This window comes from Rhodococcus sp. AB351, assembly GCF_049538275.1.
In the GTDB taxonomy this organism is placed as follows: Bacteria; Actinomycetota; Actinomycetes; order Mycobacteriales; family Mycobacteriaceae; genus Rhodococcus.
This window is the reverse complement of sequence record NZ_JBMVFW010000003.1, coordinates 19,359-36,820: the sequence shown is the minus strand read 5'-3', so window position 1 is coordinate 36,820 and position 17,462 is coordinate 19,359. Positions and strand designations below refer to the sequence as shown.

Here is a 17,462-nt window from a genome sequence, read left to right as displayed (position 1 = left end):
ACGAACCACACTTGCAGAGTCGCGATGGTGGCGAGGGCTGTTCGCGCCAGAGCGTTCCCGATGTCCGGATCAGGCCGATCGCGCCCGGAGTTCGCGGTCGCGTTCGCGGATCGACTGCACGGCTCCGTCCCGTTCGTAGGGCCGCACCTCGAGTCGCCGCTTCACCTCGGCGATCTCCTGCATGCGCTCGGCGTGACCCCGCCGGGCGGCGCGCCCGGCGCCTCCGGGCACCAGGACACTGAGGCGGTCGCGTACGAGATTGCGCGCGAACCACACCGGATACAGCGCCGCCATCGGACTCAGTCGCGGAACTCCCACGGCGTCGGCGTATCCGGAGCCGAGCGACAGGCGGGCCAGGTCGGCGTGGAAGTGATAGTGCACCCAGCTCCTGATGCGGTTCACCGCGCCGGGGCCGTCGACCCCGTAGATGCGAGGGACGGCCTTCAACGCGGCCTCGGTGAGAGCGGCGGACGAGTCGTCGGGGTCGACCTCCGACCAGACCGCCAGCCAGATCAGACGCAGGAGCTCGTCGAGGGAGGTGACCTGCAGTTCCGCCGTCACGCCCATGGTGTGGGCGACATAGCGGTAGAGGTGGACGATCGCGTCGCGCTCACGTCGCGAGTACCAGTGCCCGGCCGCCATGACGGCGAGGGCCACCCCGGCGATCGGGATCATCGTCACGCAGTAGTGCAGCTGGTTCACGGGCCGGCCGTGCGTGTCGGTGTTCCAGTCGTCGACCCGATCGATCCCGGCACGGATGTAGGCGTGCACGACGCGGACGCGGGCGGTGTTCTTCGTCCCCGCTCCGAAGCGCTCCATTCCACCGGGCGCCGTGCAGTCCATCGACCACGAGACCGTCTCGACGATCCGACCCGCGGCGCGCTTCGCGAGGTCGCCACCGCGCAGCAGCACGTCGTTGACGCGCGGGGAGACGTAGCTGGCCGGGAAGGCGATGGCGGTGGTGAACGCCATGAGGGTGCTCATCGGCATCCGCGCGATCGCCCGCGCGGCGAGATCGAGCTTGTCGTAGTCGACCCAGAACGGCACGTCGTCGAGGGTGGCGATGAACGCTGCCACCTCGGGTGCGGGATCGTCCACGGTCTCGATGCCGTGTTCGAGTGCCTGCTCGAACTGCGTGCGGATGCGGAGCCGGTCGCGGCGCATCGCGGCGACCAGATCGTCGGCCACGGGATCGCAGGTGTGCGCGAACTTGGCGAACGCCCGGGCCTGGGCCCGGGTGGGTCGCACCGAGTCGCCGGCGAGCAACGACATCGCCAGACGCGGGCCGCCCTCTCGCAGGATCGGCTTCGGTGCGAGTCGATCGGTTCGGTCGTGCAGGTGGGCAGTCGACGGGGCATCGATCGTCACGTTTCCTCCTCGTCCGGATGTCGGGGACCGACTATGACAAGGATTCCACAATTAGTAAACACTTGATTCCGGAATCGGTCGATTCCGGAAGGTCGGTCGTGTTGTGCCACACTCGACGATGTGTCCGAGCCCGAAGCCACCCGCGCATATCGCGGCGTCGCGCCGGCCGATCGGCGCGCCGAACGGCGCACGCGTCTCCAGAACGCGGTGATCGACGTCGTCGCCGACGAGGGCTGGTCGGCGGCGACGGTACGGAAGGTCGCGGCCACCGCGGGAGTCGGCCCGCGCTTCTTCTACGAGAGCTTCACCGACATGACCGACCTCGTCACCACCGCCTACGACGAGCTCGGCGCGACCCTGCTCGAACGCGCTGTCGACGCCATCGCGGCGGCCCCCGACGAGCTGCACGCCAAGGCGCGCGCCGCGGTGGGAGCGATCGTCGGCGCCGTCGAACGCAATCCCCAGCAGGGCCGCTTCCTCATCTCCGACGCGCCCCCGCTCGCCGAGCGGAAGAGCGCGTTCATCCGGTCCACCGCCGACGAACTCGCCAAGCAGAGCGACGCGGTGGGCACCCGCCTCGACTCCCGGCAGGCAGAACTGTGCGCGGTGGTCGTCATGGCCGGTGCCGTCGAGCTCGTCCGCGGCTGGCTCGACGGCACGCTCGACATCCGCCCCGACGAACTCACCGAGATCGTCGCCAGCACCCTGTCGACACTCACCGCGCACATGCCGACCATCGGCAGATGAGCCGGTCCGGGCAAGCGCCCGGCTCAGCCCTGCACGACGGCCGACAACCCGGTCAGCGCCCGGTCGATGTGGGCGGGCCATTCCCGGGGGTCGATCCGGTGCACGCCCGACTCCCCCGCGAACGCACCCGAGATCACCACATCGGGTTCCGTCGTCGCCAACAGGCGCAGACTGTCGGCGAGCGCACGGGCGTCGCTCATCCCCTCGATGTAGCCGGCCCGCCACGTCCCCGAAGCACCGCGGTACAGCGTGTCGCCGGTGAACAGGTAGCGGGCTCCGTCCGCGCCGGGCACCAGATAGCAGATGCTGCCCACCGTGTGCCCGGGCGTCGGAACGATCTCCACCCCGTTGTCGTCCACATGACGTTCCGTCAGCGGGACGTCGATGCGGGCGTGCCGGCCGACCATGTCGGTCTCCGCCGCTGCCGCGTGGAGTCTCGATCCGAAGCGCTCGGCGATCCTGTCGAGCATCGGGCCGGCCTCGTCCTGGTGGGACAGGTACTGGTCGGTGATCCCCCCGAGGCGGTCCAGTTCGTCGAAATCGGCCTCACCCGCGACCGAGTAGAAGAGCACGTTGTTCTTCCCGGTCCACAGATAGGCGTGCGTCCTCAGCCCCGGGAACGGGTTGTCCTCCTGCGTCTCCCACAGATCGGGCAGTACTTTCCGCATCGCGATACCTCCTGGTCGTCGTCCGGTCACCACCACCGTGCAACCTCGAGCCGACTGGAGGTCAAGTGCGGAAGGACGAGTCCGGAAATCCTCGGGTGGAGCGGCAGGCACAGGCGCAGCATGGAGCGGTGACCACGATGCAGCAGGATCCACGCCCACTCGTCCGCGCGGCCCTGGACCGCGCACGCCGGATCGTCGGTGGTGTCTCGATCGAGCACCTCGCCGCTCCCACCCCGTGTCCCGAGTTCGACGTCCGCACACTTATCGGCCACCTCACTGCGACCCTCGAACGGAGCGCGGCCATCGGTTCCGGGCGCGATCCCCGCACCGTCCCGGAATTCCTCACCTCCGAGAACGACGACTGGCCGGCCGTGCTCGATGCCGCGGCCGACCGCTTCTGGCAGGTGTGGGACGACGACGCCCTCCTGGACAAGCCCGTCACCGCCCCCTGGGGTACTTTTCCCGGCCGGGTCGCGCTGTTCATGGAGCTCGACGAACTGCTCGTGCACGGCTGGGACATCGCCGTCGCCACCGGACAGGATACGGAGGCCGACCCGGCACTCGCGGAGGCAGCCCTCGAGATCATGAAGATCACCCTGCCCGAATCACCTCGCGAGGGATTTCCCTTCGGTCCACCGGTCACGCCCGCGCCGGACGCCGGCCCGACCGAGCGTCTCGTGAACTGGGTGGGGCGCGCCGGCGCCCCCTGGTCCGGTCGACGAGGCTGAACGTACAGCGAGAGGGGCGACACCCTTCCGGGTGCCGCCCCTCTCGTGTGAACCGTTGTCCGGTGTGAACCGGCCGGGCTGCCGGCCGGTGCGAACCGGCGAACGCTTATCCGGCTTCGGACTCGCCCTCGCTGGACTTGGCCAGCGCGACCGCCGGGGTGTCCGGAACCTCGGCCGGCTTCTCGCTCGGCGTGAACGTGAACTTCGCGTTCTCGCCGGCGCCCTCGCCGTCCCAGCCCTCGACGTCGACCAGGACGATCTGGCCTGCGCCGATCTCGCCGAACAGGATCTTCTCGGAGAGCTGATCCTCGATCTCGCGCTGGATCGTGCGACGCAGCGGACGTGCGCCGAGCACCGGGTCGAAGCCGCGCTTGGCGAGCAGCGACTTCGCCTTCTCGGTGAGCTCGATACCCATGTCCTTGTTCTTCAGCTGCGTCTCCACACGTCCGACCATGAGGTCGACCATCTGGATGATCTGCTCCTGCGTGAGCTGGTGGAAGACGATGATGTCGTCGATACGGTTGAGGAACTCGGGCCGGAAATGCTTCTTCAGCTCGTCGTGGACCTTGTTCTTCATCCGCTCGTAGTTCGACTGCTCGCCCGTTCCGGCCGAGAAGCCGAGCCCGACGGCCTTCGAGATGTCGGCGGTGCCCAGGTTCGACGTGAAGATCAGCACGGTGTTCTTGAAGTCGACCGTGCGTCCCTGACCGTCGGTGAGGCGACCGTCCTCGAGGACCTGCAGGAGGGTGTTGTAGATCTCCTGGTGGGCCTTCTCGATCTCGTCGAACAGAACCACGGAGAACGGCTTGCGGCGCACCTTCTCGGTGAGCTGGCCGCCCTCTTCGTATCCGACGTAGCCGGGAGGTGCACCGAACAGGCGCGACGCGGTGAAGCGGTCGTGGAACTCGCCCATGTCGATCTGGATGAGCGCGTCGTCCTCGCCGAACAGGAAGTTCGCGAGGGCCTTGGACAGCTCCGTCTTACCCACACCGGACGGACCGGCGAAGATGAACGAACCGGACGGACGCTTCGGGTCCTTCAGGCCGGCACGCGTACGACGGATCGCCTTGGCGACGGCCTTGACGGCGTCCTCCTGGCCGATGATCCGCTTGTGCAGCTCCTCCTCCATGCGGAGCAGACGCGTGGTCTCCTCCTCGGTGAGCTTGAACACCGGGATACCGGTCCAGTTGGCGAGGACCTCGGCGATCTGCTCCTCGTCGACCTCGGCGATGACGTCGAGATCGCCCGCACGCCACTGCTTCTCGCGCTCGGCACGCTGCGCGACGAGCTGCTTCTCCTTGTCGCGCAGGCTCGCGGCCTTCTCGAAGTCCTGCGCGTCGATCGCCGACTCCTTCTCGCGACGGGCATCGGCGATCTTGTCGTCGAACTCGCGCAGGTCCGGCGGCGCGGTCATGCGACGGATGCGCATGCGGGCGCCGGCCTCGTCGATGAGGTCGATCGCCTTGTCCGGCAGGAAGCGGTCGTTGATGTAGCGGTCGGCGAGAGTTGCCGACGCGACGAGCGCCTTGTCGGTGATCGAGACGCGGTGGTGCGCCTCGTAGCGGTCGCGCAGACCCTTGAGGATCTCGATGGTGTGCTCCACCGTCGGCTCCCCGACCTGCACCGGCTGGAAGCGGCGCTCGAGAGCGGCGTCCTTCTCGATGTACTTGCGGTACTCGTCGAGGGTCGTCGCACCGATGGTCTGCAGCTCACCGCGGGCGAGCTTGGGCTTGAGGATCGACGCGGCGTCGATCGCGCCCTCGGCAGCACCGGCACCGACGAGCGTGTGCAGCTCGTCGATGAACAGGATGATGTCACCGCGGCTGTTGATCTCCTTGAGGACCTTCTTCAGGCGTTCCTCGAAATCACCGCGGTAACGGCTACCGGCGACGAGCGAGCCCAGGTCGAGCGTGTAGAGCTGCTTGTCCTTGAGGGTCTCGGGGACCTCACCGTTGACGATGGCCTGCGCGAGGCCCTCGACGACGGCGGTCTTACCGACACCCGGCTCGCCGATGAGCACCGGGTTGTTCTTCGTACGACGCGACAGCACCTGCATGACGCGCTCGATCTCCTTCGCCCGGCCGATGACCGGGTCGAGCTTGCCCTCGAGAGCTGCCTGCGTGAGGTTACGGCCGAACTGGTCCAGGACGAGCGACGTGGACGGAGTGCCGGTCTCGCCACGGCTCGTGCCGGATTCTGCGGGCTCCTTGCCCTGGTAACCGGACAGCAGCTGGATGACCTGCTGACGCACCCGGTTGAGGTCGGCGCCGAGCTTGACGAGCACCTGCGCCGCCACGCCCTCACCCTCGCGGATGAGACCGAGCAGGATGTGTTCGGTACCGATGTAGTTGTGTCCGAGCTGGAGCGCTTCGCGAAGGCTCAGCTCGAGGACCTTCTTGGCACGAGGAGTGAAGGGAATGTGCCCCGAGGGCGCCTGCTGACCCTGGCCGATGATCTCTTCGACCTGGCTGCGCACACCTTCGAGGGAGATACCCAACGACTCGAGCGACTTCGCCGCCACACCCTCACCCTCGTGGATGAGGCCGAGGAGGATGTGCTCCGTGCCGATGTAGTTGTGGTTGAGCATCCTGGCCTCTTCTTGAGCCAGGACAACGACGCGCCGCGCGCGATCGGTGAACCTTTCGAACATCGCACTCCCTCACACTCTCCGGCCGCCGGTCCGGTACGCCGATCGTCCCGCACCCTGCTGCCGCTCTTAAGCTCCGGCACTCGAGTCGTTCGTCGGAACCTTTCAGAGGTTCCAAGCTCCCACTCCACACTCTAGTGGTCGTGGTATCGACTCGCTTTCCCTCTACCCTTCGGAAGGCGGCGAGAAAACCCGGTTTCAGAAGTTAACGCTGCACGTGGCGGATACGTTTCCGCAAGCTGTACGCCACAAGCGAACAGCGGCAGTGGGAGATCAACGGGCGAAGAATCGCTCGATCCTGCGTCCGAAACTCCGCGAGGCGCGTTCGGGGTCGGCCAGAGCACTTTCTGCGAGGACACTGTCCTCGTCCGACACCGTACCCGGTTCGAACGGCCGCAGCGAACGTCCCGGACCGCGCAGCCGCTCGATGGTGGAGATGAGCGAACCGCCGTCCTTCGTGGCCTCGGCGATCACCTCGGGGTCGACGTCGAGATGTTCCGCCACCAGGATGTTGCGCAGCTCGACGGCGGCGCGGCCGACCGCGTCGCCGGGCTCGGCGGACTCGATGGCCAGATCGCATTCGGTGTCGAAGCCCATCGAACGGTTGTTCAGGTTCGACGACCCGATCCGCAGCAGCGTCTCGTCCATGACGACGACCTTCGCGTGCACGTAGATCGGCTCGCCGCCGGCGGTGACGGGATAGTAGGCCGCGAATCGGCCGTGCACGTCGGCCTCCCACAGCATGTGCAGCAGGGCCCGGCGGGCACCGTCCATCGCCTTGCGTTCGAGCCAGCCCTCGGCGTTGCGCGGGATCACCACGACGATCTCGGGGCCGTCCGGTTCCTGCAGTCGTTCGGCGAGCGCGTCCGCGATCCTGCGCGAGGCGAGGTACTGGCTCTCGAGGTAGAGGGTGTGCCGGGCCTTCTCGATCACCGACAGATACAGCGCCTCGATCTCGTGGACACCGTCCTTCCCGTCGTAGGCGGGCAACGTGCGAGCGATACCGACGTCCACACCGTGGAGGGTGGGCTCGAGATCGTCGGGCCAGATGGGTTCCGGCTCCGGCACGGGATCGAGTTCCTCGCCCGTGGCCGCCTTCCACCGGGCGCGGGCCTGGTCGCCGAGGGCCCGCGCGGCGTCACCGTCGACGGCGGTCGTCACGTCGTGCCACGGTCCGTAGCGTTTACCGCTCGGCTCCCGGCGGTATTTGCTCCGGTCCGGATGATCCGGGGTGTCCCAGCGATCGACGGTCATATCGATACCGCCGCAGAAAGCGATGCTGTCGTCGACGACGAGAATTTTCTGATGATGCGCCGCGCCCACAGGATGCGCCCCGTCGATTTCGAAGTGCAGGCGTGGGTCGGTGAGCCAATCGAGCACGAACACCGGCGTCATTCCACGCGCCAGTGCACTGAACGCACCGATGTTCCACTTGAGCAGATAAATATCGAGACCGGGGCGCCGCTCGGGGAGCCATTCGAGGAATTCACCGAGTTTGTTCGGTCCCTCGAGAGTTGCACCTTCGGGTTCGAACTTGATGCGGGTGTCGAAATCCCACCCGATCAGCATGATGCGCTTTTCCGCCCGGAGCATCGCCGCCTTGGCGTGACGGAAATAGTCGGCGGCGTCGACTATGCAGGTCAGCCTCTCCGCTCGCGCGATTCGCCAGCAGGTGGAACCCGGTTCGAGCACGGTCTCGGCCATGAGCGGATGCTACTCCCCGAGCGCATCGTGCCGGGTCGTCCATACCATCGGGTGGTGTGACGGGCGCCACTGTGCCACAACCGAACCCGTCCACCGACGACTGTGGGGCGCCGTCCACGGATGGACGACGCCCCACGGACGAGGATTCCGTCAGTGCGCCTTGTTGTACGCCTCGACGATCTCCGCAGAGATTCGGCCACGCGCCGAAACCGGCAGATCGTTGTTCCGTGCCCATTCACGGATAGCGGCCGTCTGCTCGCGACCCGCACTTCCGGATCCGCTCTTGCGCGCAGCCGGCGCAGTTCCGGCCGCGGTCTTGCTCCGCTTACGGCCGCCGACCTTGCGAGCGTGTTCGATCCAGAATTCCAACTGCTCGCGCAGCCGTGCCGCATTGTCCTCGGAAAGGTCGATCTCGTACGTCACTCCGTCGAGACCGAACTCCACCGATTCGTCCGCCGCCGATTCCTGATCCACATCGTCGATCAGGGTGACAGTGACTTTCTTCGCCATGTGGTGCAAATCCTCTCGCATGCGCTTCCCCCCGCGGGACGGGCACCACACTACCCGCCGATTAACGCATCGCAATATGGAGCGGCGAAATCCGATTAACGGGTGTTCGGTCGGACAATCGGGAACAGGATTGTTTCGCGGATTCCCAGACCGGTAAGTGCCATCAGCAGACGGTCGATTCCCATTCCGGTACCGGTGGTCGGCGGCATTCCCTGTTCCATCGCGGCGAGGAAATCCTCGTCCAGGGCCATCGCCTCGTCGTCACCTTCCGAGGCCAGTCGCGCTTGGTCGACGAAACGCTCGCGCTGGATCACCGGATCGACGAGTTCCGAGTAACCCGTGGCGAGTTCGAAACCGCGGACGTACAGATCCCATTTCTCGGTGACCCCGCGCACCGTGCGGTGATCGCGTGTCAGCGGCGACGTCTCGACGGGGAAATCACGCACGAAGGTCGGCTCGTGCAGCTGGTCGCCGCACATGTGCTCCCAGAGTTCCTCGACGAGCTTGCCGTGGCCCCAGCCCTTGCCCTCGGGAATCTCCAGACCGACGCGATCCGCAAGCGCGGTCAATTCCTCGAGGGTGGTGTCGGGGGTCACGTCCGTGCCGATCGCCTCGGACAGCGAGGGATACATTTCGAGAGTTTTCCATTCACCCCCGAGGTCGTATTCCGTACCGTCGGCGAGCGTCACCACATGGCTGCCGAAGACCGCGAACGCGACCTCCTGGATGATCTCGCGGATCATCCGCGCCGAATCGTCGTAGGTGCCGTACGCCTCGTACGTTTCGAGCATCGAGAATTCCGGCGAGTGCGTCGAGTCGGCACCCTCGTTACGGAAATTGCGGTTGATCTCGAAGACCTTCTCGATACCGCCGACCACGCAGCGCTTGAGGAACAGTTCCGGCGCGATACGCAGGTACAGGTCGATGTCGAGCGCGTTCGAGTGCGTCACGAACGGGCGGGCCGCCGCACCGCCGTGCAGGGTCTGCAGCATGGGCGTCTCGACCTCGAGGAAGCCGCGGCGCTCGAGCGCGTTGCGCAGCTCGCGCACCACCGCGACACGCATGCGTGCGTTGCGACGTGCTTCGGGACGCACGATGAGGTCGACGTAGCGCTGACGCACCCGCGCCTCTTCGTTCATCTCCTTGTGCGCGACGGGCAGCGGACGCAGCGCCTTCGATGCCATGGTCCACGAGTCGGCCATGACGCTGAGCTCACCGCGACGGGAGCTGATGACCTCGCCGTGCACGAACACGATGTCGCCGAGGTCGACCTCGGACTTCCAGGCGGCGAGCGCCTCCTCGCCGACGCCGGCGAGGCTGAGCATGACCTGCAGCTGGGTGCCGTCGCCCTCCTGCAGCGTCGCGAAGCACAGCTTGCCGGTGTTGCGCGAGAACATCACGCGGCCGGCGACGCCCACGACGGTGCCGGTGGCGGTGTCGGGTTCGAGGTCGGGATACTCGGCGCGGATCTCCGCAAGCGTATGGGTGCGCGGGATCTCGACGGGATAGGCGTCCGAACCCTGTGCCAGGAGCCGTTCGCGCTTCTCGCGGCGGACCCGCATCTGCTCGGGGGTGTCGTCGGGCTGCTGAACGGTGGCATCACTCACGGGTAACCAGACTATCGGACACCCGGGGTCGTCAATCCTGCAGATGCGCGCTTTCAGTGAGCGGTGACCCGCGCCACGTCCTGCGCGACGTGCTGGGCCTCGGCGACTGCGCCGACCAGGCGGGCCGCGCGGATGGCGTCGTAGCCTCCGGCGAGGTGGGTGACCCGGCGCAGACCCTGCGCGTGCAGTTCGGTGACCACACCGTGCGAGCTCGCGCCGTCGGACGAGACGAGGATCCATTCGACGTCGCGGTCGACGGCGAGGGCGAGACGGCCCGGGCCGCTCGGATCGAGCCGCTCGGCGACGAGATCGGCGGAGATGGCCAGCGCGCCGGGAAGTGTTCCCTGAGCGGCACGTTCGGCGTTCGAGCGGATGTCGACGACGACGGCGCCGCGGGCGACCGCTGCGGCCAGTTCGGTGGGGTACGTGCGCTCGACGGCGAGCCGGTGGAAGGCGACCGGAGCAGTAGTGGCAACCGTGGAAGCGGCAACCGGAGCAGCGGTGGAAACAGAAGTGGTGGAAAGAAGCGCAGCGCGCATGAGAGAACTCCCAGGAAAGTGTTATCGGTCGAGGCGGCGGTCAGCCTCGACAACACTCCTGGGTGCTCATGCAACGGATCACGAGGAACATCTTTACACAGAATGACGCTCAGCGGAACCCGCAGTTCCGCGTGCCGCTCGTCTCGCCTGGTTCCGCTCGTACACCAGACGCAGCCCCTCGAGGGTCAGATCCGGCTCGTGATGCTCGAGGGTGCGCGACTCCGGCATGATCAGCGGCGCACTGTCGCCGGTGCCGATGACGGCCACGTCGTCGCCGTCGAAGCCGGGCACCTCGGCGCAGATCCGCCGCACGATGCCGTCGACCATCCCGGCGAACCCGAAGACGGCCCCGGACTGCATGCACTCGACGGTGTTCTTACCCAGAACACCTCGGGGACGGAGCAATTCGACCTTCCGCAGCGCCGCCGACCGCGACGCCAGCGCATCCATCGAGATCTCCACACCCGGAGCGATGGAACCGCCGAGGAACTCCCCCTTGCCCGACACGACGTCGACGCACGTGGACGTTCCGAAATCCACGACGATGCACGGGGATCCGTAGAAGTGGTAGGCCGCCAGACTGTTGACGATGCGGTCGGCGCCGACCTCCTTCGGATTGTCCACCAGCAGCGGCACTCCCGTGCGCACGCCCGGCTCCACCACGACGTGCGGCACCGACGACCAGTAGCGGTCGAGCATGACGCGCAGCTCGCGCAGCACCGACGGCACGGTCGACAGGGCCGCCACCCCGGTGACCTGCTCGGCGGATTCACCGAGCAGACCGCGGAACAGCAGGGCGATCTCATCGGCGGTCATCCTGGGGTCGGTACGGACGCGCCAGTCGCGCAGCAGCCGCGCGTGCGAGCCGCTGCCCGCGAACACCCCCAGGACGATGTTGGTGTTGCGGACGTCGACGGTGAGGAGCACCTCTAGACCAGGGACGGCGAGTCGAGGGTCGACAGCATGCGCGGCGTGATCAGGCCCGAGCCCTCGGGAGCGTGGGCGGGGTCGTTGCCGAGCTCGACCTGACGGTTGTCGGCGTCGACGAACACCACGCGCGGGTCGTAGTCCTTGCACTCCTGCTCGTTCATCACGCCGTAGGCGATGAGGATGACGAGATCGCCGGGGCTGACGAGACGTGCTGCGGCGCCGTTGATCCCGATGATGCCCGATCCACGCTCACCGGCGATGACGTACGTCTCGAGCCGGGCGCCGTTGTCGATGTCGACGATGCAGACCTGCTCGCCCTCGAGCAGATCCGCGGCATCCATCAGATCCTGGTCGACGGTCACCGAACCGACATAGTGCAGATCCGCGTGGGTGACCGTGGCGCGGTGGATCTTCGACTTCATCATGGTGCGGAACATGCTCGTCCTCGGTTTCTTTCTCGTTTCCGAATTCGATCGGTGGGTCAGCGGTTCGTCAGGTTGTCTTCGGCGCCGGGATCGACCGGGCCGGTGGCGCGTTCGAGGAAGCCGGTGCCGACGGCGACCCCGACGTTGTCGATGAGGCGGGTGGAGCCGAGTCGTGCGGCGACGAGCAGTCGGCCGTCACCGCGTTCGGGTGCCGGCCCCAGATCGGCGCCGCGCACCTCGAGATAGTCCACCTCGATCTGCGGGCTCTGCGCGAGCACTTCGCGTGCCGTGGACAGGATCGCCTCGGCTCCGCCTGCTGCGGCGTGCGCGCCGGCGACGAGGGCTGCCGACAGCGTGGTCGCGATCTCGCGCTGCTCGGGATCGAGATAGCGGTTGCGGGAGGACAGTGCGAGCCCGTCCTGCTCGCGCACGGTGGGAACGCCGAGGATGCGGATGTCGAGATTCAGGTCGGCGACCATCTGACGGATCAGGGTGAGCTGCTGGTAGTCCTTCTCACCGAAGAACGCACTGTTGGGGCCGACGATGTTGAACAGCTTCGCGACGACCGTCAGCATACCCGCGAAATGGCCGGGGCGCGAAGCACCTTCGAGCTCCGACCCGAGCGGTCCCGGGTGGATCGTGGTGCGCGGACCCTGCGGGTACATCGCCGAGACCGTCGGCGCGAACACGAGTTCGACACCCGCTTCGCGGAGCAGTTCGAGGTCGGCGTCGAGAGTGCGCGGGTAGGCGTCGAGGTCCTCGTTCTTCCCGAACTGCAGCGGGTTGACGAAGATCGACACGACCACGACGGCACCGGTGAGCTTGGCCTGGCGCACGAGTTCGAGGTGACCGGTGTGCAGCGCACCCATCGTCGGCACGAGTGCGACGGTGCGGCCGACGCCGCGCAGAGCGCGGGTGACCTTGGTCAGGCCTGCGGGATCGTGGTGAACGGTCAGTTCACCTCGCACGTATCCGCGCTGTCCTGCTTCACTCACCGTATTCAGCTCCTTCGAGAATTGCCATCAGTTCGGGCTTCGACCCGGTCCGTTGCGCCGATCGCAGCGACAGCGCGCGGTACCCGGCGGCGATCTGCGGGTCGACGGCCTCGAGCGCGCGCAGGTGCGCGGCGACGGCGTCGGCATCGCCGCGCGCGACCGGCCCGGTGAGGGCCGAGGGCCCGCGTCGCAGCACGTTGTCGAGCGCCGCCGAGAGCAACGGCTGCAGAACCCGTTCGGCGACTCCACCGGGGGCGTCGTCGACGAGTTGCTGGCCGAGCAGCTCCTCCCCCTGCAGGGCGCTGCGCAGCGCCTCGACGGCGTCGGCGACCAGCGTGACCAGGTGGTTGCTGCCGTGGGCGAGCGCGGCGTGGTAGGTCGTGCGCATGTCCTCGGGGACGCGGACCGGCTCGCCGCCGATCTCGAGGACGAGGGACTGCGCGATGGCGTAGCCGATCTCGTCGGCGGCCGTGATGCCGAAGCACGCGGAGGAGAGCCGGTCGATGTCCTCGTCGTGGCCGGTGAAGGTCATCGCGGGATGGATCGCGAGCGGCACGGCGCCCTGCTCGGTCAGCGGCTCGAGGATCGCGGTGCCGTGGGCTCCGGAGACGTGGACGACGATCGTGCCGGCAGCGACCGAACCGGTGGCCGCGAGGCCCTTGACCAGGGACGACAGTTCGGTGTCGGGAACGGCGAGAAGGAGGAGGTTGCAGCGGCCGGCGACCTCGTCGACCGGCAGGATCTGCGAATCGGGCAGGCGGGTGGCGGCGCGGTGCCGCGAGACGTCGGAGACGGCCGAGCAGGCCACGACGACATGACCGACGCGTTCGAAAGCTGCGCCGAGTGCAGTGCCGACCCGTCCGGCGGACACGATTCCTACCGACAGGCGCGCAGGCGCGGGTGCGTTGGTGATCCCGAAGGAATTCACGGGAGTCCTCTCGTTCGTTCCAGTCCCGCTCAGCGGGTACCGGACGTTCCGCTCGACAATAGCGCGCGCTTTCCGGGGCTCGCCACGGTCGAGCCGAGTGATCTGCGCCTCATCGATCGAGGTGGGGCAGGCGCGAGCTGCCGCGCGACCGTCCCGTGATCAGCGCTCGGCCGACAACGATGCGAGGATCTCCGCGACCGTCCGGCCCTCACCGTCGGCACGACGGCGCCGGGAGCGACGTCCGGACGATTCGTCGTCGTCCTCGTCGTCCCCCTCGGCCGTTTCCGCAGCTCCAGCGGCCTTCTCGGTGGTGTTCGCCCCCTCGGCGGGGTCATCGCCCTGCGACGCCGCTCCGGCCTCGTCTGCGCCCGTCTGCGGGTCGGGATCGGATCCGGACTCGTGCTTGCCGGGTTTCTGCGGCTCCGGCTTCCCGTCCGCCGTCTTCTCGGCGCCGGCGGCCTTCGTGGCCCCGGTCTTCGGGTCCGGAGTCTTCGGCTTCTCGGTCTCCGGCTTCTCGGTTTTCGGCTCCTCGACTTCCGCGTCCTCGATCTCGGCGTCCTCGACGTCCGGTCCTGCGGTCGCCTTTCCAGCCGTTACCTTCCCGGTCGCAGCTTTCTCGGACGTGCCCTTCCCGGTCGCGGTCTTTCCGGTCGCCGTCTTTCCGGTAGCCGTCTTCCCGGTAGCCGTCTTCCCGGTAGCCGTCTTCCCGGACGCAGCCTCGACCTTCGCCTGCTTCTCGGTTTGCGGTTCTGCGCCGTCACCCTTCGTGGGTGTCTTCTCCGACGCCTTCGCCGCGCGCATGGCCGCCTCGACCGATTCGGTCTCCGCGGTGACCGGCTCGTCGTCGGGAGACGCGAAGGCCGGCCCCGACGGACGCGGAGCGGACACTCGCGCCGCCTCGCTCAGTTCACGCAGCTTCTCCGCCTGGCCTTCGAGGGCGACGACGTCGTCGGGCAACCGGCCGTCGAACAACATCTCGAGCGTGCGGCGCAGGGTGGCCAGCTCGGTGCGCAGGGCCGCCATCTCACCGGCGTCGAGCTTCAGATCGGCGCGGACCTTCTCCTCGACGCTCAGCTCGTACTCGCGTCGCGCCGCGATCTCCCTCTGCAACTGCAGTTCGTAGACCGTCTTCAGGTCGTCGGCCTTCGCCCGGTCGAGCGCCGATTCGCGGCGGTACTTGTTCATCGCGATGGCTCCGACGGTCGCGGCCCACAGGGCGACGACCACCGCGACACGCAGCAACTGCACGCTCTCACTGAAGATCAACAACAGCGAGGCGATCATCGCCAGAGCGAGCAGACCGGCCACGATCATCGAGCCGGTACTGCGCCACGGACGGCGATTCCTGTCTGGTCGCGCCGAGGTTGCCATGACCATCAGGGTACTTGGGTGGGTCCGCCGATCGGTGCCGGACGACACGCCCTGCCCCACCGCGAAATCCGAGGTCAGAGCGCCGGTTCGTTCGGTTCGTCGGGGTCTTCCGGTGTCCGGCAACAGTATTCGAGCCACAGCGCGGCCGCCGCCAGCGCGATGCCGGCGAGGGCTCCGACGAGCACACCCGAGGTGTCGTCGGTGGCGGCCTGCACGACTCCGCGCTGCGGCACGAGATACAGCAGGAAGCCGGCCCACACTCCGGCGCTCGCGGCACCCACCAGTGCGGACGCCTTGGCGAGCGCGACCGCCCGGGCCGCGGTGATGGGATGGAGCCTGCCTGGGCCCTCACCGATCTCGTGCTTGCCGACCCGCGACCGGATCATGAACGCCAGGATCACCTCGATGATCGCGACGGGATACAGCGAGGCTCCCGCGTAGACGGGGATGGGCGGCAGCGAGCCGTACATCGTGCGGACGAGCAGCCACGCGACGATCGCTGCCAGCACGGCCAGCGCCAGCAGATCTCGGATCCGGGTCTGTTTCAGCACTCGCTGCGTCCCTAGGTCGTCGGCCCGGTCAGCGTCAGGTCGGTGCGATGCACACCCTCGCGTTCGGCGGCGTCGAGTTCGCCGAGCCACTCGCCGATGCCCAGCCGCCGGCCGTCGGCGGAGAGGACCGCTTCGGGTTCGACGTCGAGCCACGGGACGAGCACGAACGCCCGCTGGTGTGCGCGCGGATGCGGCAGGATCAACTCCGGATCGTCGCTGCGCACCTCACCCTCGCCGTTGTCGCAGGTCACGACGTCGACGTCGAGGCTGCGCGGACCCCAGCGCCGGATCCGGACGCGTTCGGCGGCCTCCTCGAGCTCCTGACCGAACCGCAGCCAGTCGCGCGGACCGAAGGCGGCGTCCTCCGCGACGACGACGGCGTTGAGGAAGTCCTCCTGCTCGACGCCGCCCCACGGTGCCGTCGAGTACACCGCCGAGACGGCGACGGCCCGCTCACCCAATGCGTCGACGACCGACCGCAGATGCGCGAGCCGGTCGCCGATGTTCGATCCGATGGACAGCACGGCACGGCTCATGAGGCGCTCCCGGTCGCGTCGCTGCGGGAGCGGTCGATCACCACGGCGACGTCGCCGAAGGTCAGCGGGATCGGTGCCGACGGCTTGTGGAGCGTGACCTCCACCCGGGAGACACGCGGGTCGGTGAGCACCTCGTCGGCGATCTCCCCGGCGACCGTCTCGATGAGATCGCGACCCGGACCGGCGATGATCGCCGCAGCACGCTCGGCGAGTTCGCCGTAGTGCAGCGTGTCGGTCAGCTCGTCGGACGCCGCGGCCGGCGCGAGATCGAGCCACACGACGATGTCGACGACGAAGTCCTGGCCGTCCCGCTTCTCGTGCTCGAAGACGCCGTGGTTGCCGCGGACCGTCAGTCCCCGGAGTTCGATGCGGTCGCTCACGCGTGCACTCCTTCCGCGCTGCCGCGCTGCCAGGCACGCACCACCGCGAGCGCGTCGCGGGATGCCTGCACATCGTGGACGCGTACGCCCCACGCGCCGTGGGTGGCGGCGAGCGCCGAGACGACCGCCGTGGCGACCTCGCGGCCCGCGGGCGACCGGACCGTGCCGTCCGGCGCCGCGAGCAACGCACCGAGGAAACGCTTCCGGGACGCCCCGATGAGCACCGGGAAACCCAGTTCGGTGAGCTCGGGCAGACGCTGCAGCAACTGCCAGTTGTGGTCGGGTTCCTTCACGAATCCCAGACCGGGATCGAGCACGATCTTCTCGGAGTCCACGCCTGCGGCCACCGCGATGTCGACCTGCGTGAGCAGCTCGTCGCGGACCTCGCGGACGACGTCGTCGTAGTGCGTCGAACCGCCCGCGTGGACGAACTCGCCGAGGGGACGCCAGTGCATGAGGATCCACGGCACCCCGGCCTCGGCGACCACCGCGGCCATGTCGGCGTCGGCCCGCCCACCCGAGACGTCGTTGATCATCGTCACTCCGGCCTCCACGGCCGCTTCGGCGACCGAGGCGCGCATCGTGTCGACACTCGTGGGGATGCCCGCCTCCGACAGGGCCGCGATGACCGGCGCCACGCGGGACGCCTCGACCTCCGGGTCGACGCGCACGGCCCCGGGCCGGGTGGACTCGCCACCCACGTCGACGATGTCGACGCCGAGCTCGCGCAGCTCGAAGCCGCGGGCTATCGCGGTCTCGCGGTCCAGATAGCGACCGCCGTCGGAGAAGGAATCACTCGTGACGTTCAGTACGCCCATCACGACGGGC

The 17,462-nt window shown here is 68.0% G+C and carries 18 protein-coding genes; 2 read left to right on the top strand and 16 right to left on the bottom strand.

What is annotated here, in order from left to right; translation table 11 throughout:
• Positions 1 to 69: 69 nt before the first annotated feature.
• Positions 70 to 1,368: an oxygenase MpaB family protein gene (locus tag ACPCXD_RS08760; protein ID WP_423659238.1), complete on the bottom strand. Its 1,299-nt coding sequence runs from the start codon at positions 1,366 to 1,368 to the stop codon at positions 70 to 72.
• A gap of 120 nt (positions 1,369 to 1,488) precedes the next feature.
• Between ACPCXD_RS08760 and ACPCXD_RS08755 the strand changes: the two genes are divergently transcribed.
• The gene (locus ACPCXD_RS08755) at positions 1,489 to 2,115 is read left to right on the top strand and encodes a TetR/AcrR family transcriptional regulator (RefSeq protein WP_229566911.1); all 627 of its coding nucleotides are present in this window, start codon (positions 1,489 to 1,491) and stop codon (positions 2,113 to 2,115) included.
• A gap of 23 nt (positions 2,116 to 2,138) precedes the next feature.
• Here ACPCXD_RS08755 and ACPCXD_RS08750 read toward each other — a convergent pair whose 3' ends face one another.
• Entirely contained in the window at positions 2,139 to 2,783 is a 645-nt protein-coding gene (locus ACPCXD_RS08750) for an MBL fold metallo-hydrolase (RefSeq protein WP_229566909.1), read from the bottom strand.
• A gap of 137 nt (positions 2,784 to 2,920) precedes the next feature.
• On the opposite strand from ACPCXD_RS08750, the gene ACPCXD_RS08745 reads away from it, so the two are divergent.
• Complete coding sequence (locus ACPCXD_RS08745) at positions 2,921 to 3,511, top strand: TIGR03086 family metal-binding protein (protein WP_202400302.1); 591 nt, start codon at positions 2,921 to 2,923, stop codon at positions 3,509 to 3,511.
• A gap of 106 nt (positions 3,512 to 3,617) precedes the next feature.
• Here ACPCXD_RS08745 and ACPCXD_RS08740 read toward each other — a convergent pair whose 3' ends face one another.
• The 14 genes from ACPCXD_RS08740 to folP form a co-directional block, all read right to left on the bottom strand.
• Positions 3,618 to 6,161 carry an ATP-dependent Clp protease ATP-binding subunit gene (locus tag ACPCXD_RS08740; protein ID WP_026061301.1) on the bottom strand — a complete coding sequence of 848 codons (2,544 nt, stop codon included), beginning with the start codon at positions 6,159 to 6,161 and terminating at the stop codon, positions 3,618 to 3,620.
• 270 nt (positions 6,162 to 6,431) lie between these two features.
• A complete protein-coding gene (locus tag ACPCXD_RS08735; protein ID WP_160876945.1) occupies positions 6,432 to 7,862 on the bottom strand; it encodes a phospholipase D-like domain-containing protein in 1,431 nt (476 codons plus the stop codon).
• Positions 7,863 to 8,012: 150 nt separating this feature from the next.
• Positions 8,013 to 8,372, bottom strand: a complete 360-nt coding sequence (locus ACPCXD_RS08730; protein ID WP_006550504.1) for a histone-like nucleoid-structuring protein Lsr2 — start codon at positions 8,370 to 8,372, stop codon at positions 8,013 to 8,015.
• A 95-nt stretch (positions 8,373 to 8,467) separates the two neighbouring features.
• The gene (gene lysS, locus ACPCXD_RS08725; RefSeq protein ID WP_202400301.1) at positions 8,468 to 9,934 is read right to left on the bottom strand and encodes a lysine--tRNA ligase; all 1,467 of its coding nucleotides are present in this window, start codon (positions 9,932 to 9,934) and stop codon (positions 8,468 to 8,470) included.
• A 98-nt stretch (positions 9,935 to 10,032) separates the two neighbouring features.
• Complete coding sequence (locus tag ACPCXD_RS08720) at positions 10,033 to 10,518, bottom strand: rhodanese-like domain-containing protein (RefSeq protein WP_160876943.1); 486 nt, start codon at positions 10,516 to 10,518, stop codon at positions 10,033 to 10,035.
• Positions 10,519 to 10,611: 93 nt separating this feature from the next.
• Complete coding sequence (locus ACPCXD_RS08715; RefSeq protein ID WP_088899059.1) at positions 10,612 to 11,445, bottom strand: type III pantothenate kinase; 834 nt, start codon at positions 11,443 to 11,445, stop codon at positions 10,612 to 10,614.
• A gap of 2 nt (positions 11,446 to 11,447) precedes the next feature.
• Positions 11,448 to 11,885 carry an aspartate 1-decarboxylase gene (gene panD / locus ACPCXD_RS08710; RefSeq protein WP_016692992.1) on the bottom strand — a complete coding sequence of 146 codons (438 nt, stop codon included), beginning with the start codon at positions 11,883 to 11,885 and terminating at the stop codon, positions 11,448 to 11,450.
• A gap of 44 nt (positions 11,886 to 11,929) precedes the next feature.
• Positions 11,930 to 12,868 carry a pantoate--beta-alanine ligase gene (panC, locus tag ACPCXD_RS08705; protein ID WP_423659234.1) on the bottom strand — a complete coding sequence of 313 codons (939 nt, stop codon included), beginning with the start codon at positions 12,866 to 12,868 and terminating at the stop codon, positions 11,930 to 11,932.
• Positions 12,861 to 13,796 carry a Rossmann-like and DUF2520 domain-containing protein gene (locus tag ACPCXD_RS08700; RefSeq protein ID WP_016692990.1) on the bottom strand — a complete coding sequence of 312 codons (936 nt, stop codon included), beginning with the start codon at positions 13,794 to 13,796 and terminating at the stop codon, positions 12,861 to 12,863. Before ACPCXD_RS08700 ends, panC begins: the two co-directional genes overlap by 8 nt.
• Positions 13,797 to 13,955: 159 nt before the next feature.
• The gene (locus ACPCXD_RS08695) at positions 13,956 to 15,167 is read right to left on the bottom strand and encodes a DUF6779 domain-containing protein (protein ID WP_423659231.1); all 1,212 of its coding nucleotides are present in this window, start codon (positions 15,165 to 15,167) and stop codon (positions 13,956 to 13,958) included.
• Positions 15,168 to 15,241: 74 nt separating this feature from the next.
• Entirely contained in the window at positions 15,242 to 15,718 is a 477-nt protein-coding gene (locus tag ACPCXD_RS08690; RefSeq protein ID WP_016692988.1) for a DUF3180 domain-containing protein, read from the bottom strand.
• Between the two features lie 11 nt (positions 15,719 to 15,729).
• Positions 15,730 to 16,254 (bottom strand): 2-amino-4-hydroxy-6-hydroxymethyldihydropteridine diphosphokinase, encoded by a 525-nt coding sequence (gene folK / locus ACPCXD_RS08685; RefSeq protein WP_088899063.1) that lies wholly within the window; start codon positions 16,252 to 16,254, stop codon positions 15,730 to 15,732.
• The gene (folB, locus tag ACPCXD_RS08680) at positions 16,251 to 16,634 is read right to left on the bottom strand and encodes a dihydroneopterin aldolase (protein ID WP_016692986.1); all 384 of its coding nucleotides are present in this window, start codon (positions 16,632 to 16,634) and stop codon (positions 16,251 to 16,253) included. The genes folK and folB overlap by 4 nt, the downstream gene beginning before the upstream one ends.
• Positions 16,631 to 17,452, bottom strand: coding sequence for a dihydropteroate synthase (gene folP / locus ACPCXD_RS08675; protein ID WP_229568242.1), 822 nt, complete (start codon positions 17,450 to 17,452; stop codon positions 16,631 to 16,633). Before folP ends, folB begins: the two co-directional genes overlap by 4 nt.
• Positions 17,453 to 17,462: the final 10 nt, after the last annotated feature.